The organism is Clostridium sp. OM05-6BH (assembly GCF_003481635.1).
Lineage (GTDB): Bacteria > Bacillota > Clostridia > Lachnospirales > Lachnospiraceae > Butyribacter.
Genome location: NZ_QULH01000039.1, coordinates 1 through 4,456, shown reverse-complemented (window position 1 = coordinate 4,456; position 4,456 = coordinate 1). Strand labels below are relative to the sequence as shown.

Annotated in this window: 1 protein-coding gene; it reads left to right on the top strand. The window is 48.5% G+C overall.

Translation table 11 applies throughout. The features are described from left to right. Positions 1–144 precede the first annotated feature (144 nt). Positions 145–4,456 (top strand): DUF6273 domain-containing protein (locus DXB73_RS14245; protein ID WP_182448518.1); only part of this gene is annotated, 4,312 nt, incomplete at its 3' end.

Sequence of the window (4,456 nt, the reverse complement as noted above, 5' to 3'; positions counted from 1 at the left end):
CTGACCGTCAAAGTGCCAAAGAAACAATATAAGGTATACAAGAAGTTCCTGAAGAAAAAGGGCAATAAGACGGTAAGGGTAACAAAGTAAAGAGCTGATAGGAGCAATCAACAAGTTGCAGAAACCTATGGGAGGAGACACAAGATGAAACAACACAAAACAACACTCAAACGCTCCATCGCCATACTCATGACATTGTCGATGGTATTGTCGCTGTCGACCGGGATCACCATGCCCCGTCAGGCACAGGCAGCAGACTATGGACTAAACAATCCGACCACGGATAGTAACGGAGTCACGACATGGGACTGTGTATACTTCGGAAACTACTGGCAGAATGATACAAACGGTGACGGAGTTGCCGATGAAAATGATGAGAAGCAGCCGATCAAATGGCGTGTACTGTCGGTAGATGGTGATGATGCTTTTCTGTTGGCGGATCAGAACCTGGATGCAGGACCATATAATAAATCAGAGAGCAAAGTTACTTGGGAAACTTGTACTATGCGTAGCTGGTTGAACGGATATGGCGCATCATCTAATGTGGACAGCATTGATTATAGCAGTGACAATTTCATTGATGCAGCGTTTACATCGGTAGAGCAGAATGTCATCAGGCAGGTGACGGTTGTGAATGAAGATAATCCCTACTATGGCACAGAGGGCGGCAATGATACGAATGACAAAGTGTATCTGTTGTCTATCGCAGAGGCAAGTAATGCGTCATATGGGTTTAATAGTACATTTAATACGAGTAGTGAGACTCGAGTGGCAACAAATACTGCATATGTTGCCGGGAAAAGCGGTATGGATGATGTCGGCAAAGCCGACCCTTGGTGGTTGCGTTCGCCGGGCGGCTCTGGTTATTATGCCTCAGATGTCACTAGCAGTGGCCACGGCCTCTATTACAGTAGCCATGTTTACTATGGATATGTCGGTGTACGCCCCGCTTTGCATTTGAATCTTTCCTCCTCTAATCTTTGGCCCTATGCGGGCACCGTATCTTCCGATGGACGAAGCGTATCCGTTGCAACCCCCACTCCGACAGATGCTGCGAGTGCGCAGGAAAGAAAGTTACAGTGCGATGCCGTATGCAACGTGGATGTAGGTCACACGGCGACAATGTGTGCCAAGGCATATGAGGATAGTCTGGATGCATTGAAGCAGATGACAAGTCAGGTCGCATGGACTTCTTCGGATCCGAGTGTGGCACGGGTCAATTACTATGGATTTATCCTGCCTACGACAGCGACGACGCTTGCTACGGCAAATGGCTCTAAGGAAGTATGGGATGCGACAGGTTTGTGGTCCGTGGACGGAATCTCGGAAGGGAAGGCAACCATTACCGGAACGGCAGCTGACGGTTCTACGACCACATGTGAAGTGACGGTAACAACTCCGACATCGGATAGTGAGACCAAAGGAAATGGCGGCAGTCTGATATTGGGAGAGGATGTTTCCGGTACGACAGACGATGAGACAGCCCAATTCTTTCCGCAGAACTGGACTTTGAAAATTTCTTCTTTTCCGATCACGATAACTCGTAAAGTGGATCAGGAAGATGGCAGCTATACGATCCGCGGAAGTGTTGGAATTGGAAAGAGCGACTGGTTGGATGAAGATGCGAAGTGGACGACTTTCAAGAAAGATGTAGAGGAAGCGAAAAAGAATTCAGGGCAATATAATTGTCTGAACGAATACAGAAACACATGGGGTGTACAGGCACTGAATGTGATGGATGTCAGTAAATTAAGCAAAAAGCCAACAATATCTGCGATGGGATATTTTGAAAACAAATATGACAAAAATGGCAATAAAATATCAGGGACAGGAGCACTGGCTATGGACGCGGAATGGAAAGGGAGTGTAAGCTGGCAGTTTGCGACACCGATCGGTCCGATGTACCTGAATTTGAGCGGTTCCGGAAAACTGTCCGGAGAGATTAAGGGGGAGTATGACTATGCACAAAAAACATTTCCGTCACTTGGCGGAAGTGTAAAAATCACACCGGCCATCGGCTTAGAAGGTGGTTATGGAATTGATAAGGTTGCGGCAATTGGTGCGAAAGGATCTGCTTCATTCCCTGTCACGATACTTCCTGCAACAAAGGGGGAGATTCAAGTAGAGGCAGGGGTTCATGTCAAGGTGGCATTTGTCATTGATTGGAATCACACTTTGGCAAAAAAGAGTTGGACAATGTGGGATACGACAGGCAAAAAGAAGCTGGGGATCCTAGACGATGTTTCCCTGAGTGACGGGGTTCTGTCTGCGATGGACACATCCTTTGCGAAGGCAGAAAGCAAATGGTATCCGAAGAAGGATCAGACGAGCTCTTCCCGCAAGAAAGCACAGGCGCAGTCGGATACAAGGGGTATCGTGACGACTTTGAAGGAAGGCATCCTGCCGGCATCGCTGCCAAAGCAGGTACAGATCGGAGACCGGAAAGTTATGGTGTATCAGGCATATGACGCAAGTCGTGAGACGCTCGACAGCTCTGTGCTGAAATATTCTGTATGGGAGAATGGCAGATGGTCCGAAGATCGTGCGGTCTGTGATGATGGCAATGCGGATTTGTTTGCGGATATGAAGGTCGTGAATGGAAAGCTTGTTCTCGTATGGCAAAAGCAGAAAGCGAAGACGGCAGGAGACATCAGTGCCGACAGTGATGCAGTGCTGAAAGAGATGGCACAGAATTCGGAGATTTATTGTTCGATCTTTGATGAGGAGACGGGAACTTTTGGAGAGGCAGTCCGTGTGACGGACAATGATGTTTGTGACATGATGCCGCAGATTTGTGCCAACGGCGAGGATATTACTGTCGCATGGGTCAGAAATGATGCGGGTGACATGATGCAGGAGAGTGGAAACAACAGTATCTGCACGGCTAAGTGGAATGGCACGGACTTTGACGGCGAAGAGGTGCTGTCACAGGCACCCGGCACGATCGATTCTTATACGGTATATGAGAAGGATGGTAAGACGGAGGCGGTCTATGATGGACAGGCAAACGGCATCAATGCTGTTTTTGACACGAACGGACAGGTAATACCGGCATTGGAAGATCTGATGATGGACGCAGAGGATGGTGCCGTATCCGGTCTGCAGTATACAGACGGGGCTGTCAGTATGGTGGTAAATGGTACATTGTATCGTTATCAGATATCCGATGGCAGCGTCACTTCCTTCTCGGCGGGGGAGAGTGCATTTGGCTCTGCTGTGCAGTATTGCACCAATGGGGACAAGAGCGGTTATATCTGGAGCAGATATGAGGAAGAGACTGGTAAGGGGCAGATCCTGGCGTCTATGAAGACAGACGATGGATGGTCAGAGCCGGTCGTGGTCTGTGAGCAGGAAGGCACTTACTGGAGATATTTCTCACCGATCCTGAAGGAAGACGGTGACTGGGAGATCGTGGCAAATGCGGAAAATGCCGATTCCGGTTTGAATGTTTTAGTGGACATTACGAAAGAGCAGGCAAATCATTTGCAGCTTGTTAGTGCGTATGTAGATGAGAGTGACATACAGGATGGCAAGACAGCGGTCAGATATATGGTTACCAATACGGAGGATACAGCGATCGATCATCTGGATCTGCTGGTGAAGCTTGCGGATGGAACCATCGTGAAGAAAACGATCTCCGTAAATATCGCACCGGGAGCGAGTGTGGTCGATACGGCGTATGTGGATCTGAGTGATGTGGATACGGAACAGAGTGTGAACATATCGGCATTGGCAGAGGGCCAGGACGACACGACAGACAGCAGTGTGACGGATCAAGTCGGTCAGGCGGATGTTGCAGTTGAAGCGTCCGGTGAGGAGACAGAAGATCAGCTTACGATCACGGCAGTTGTGAAAAATACAAGTACCATGGCGGCAGACACGGATGTATATTTGTATGGAGATGAGAAAAAGTCATCCCTGCTACAGAGCAGGAAAGGGATTACTCTGCAGGCCGATGGCTCCAAACAGCTCACTTTCACGGTGGATAAGAAGGACCTTACCTATAACAAGAACAAAGCGGCATATCTTACGCTGTATGCAGAGCCAAAGGGCGGAGATTATGATATGAATAACAATACGGCATATGTGATCCTGTATCAGGAAGATCAGGAGCCGTCTGCAACACCAACGGTGAAACCGACCGTTACACCATCCGTTAAGCCAACGGTAAGCCCAACTATTAAGCCATCAGTAAGACCAACGGTCACTCCGGGGGCAAATGCAGCGAAAAATCCAACACATTCATCCACTGCACCGAATACTTCTGTACAGAAGCTTCGCAAGGGACAGCGTGTCAAAGACACGAAGACAAAGGCTTACTATAAGATCCTTTCCATCACTTCATCGGGCGGCACAGTTGCTTATGTGAAGCCTGTCGGCAAGAAGAGTAAGAGCATTACGATAGCAGCTTCCGCAGTGCTTGATGGTCATACCTTCAAAGTTGTCGCAGTGTCAG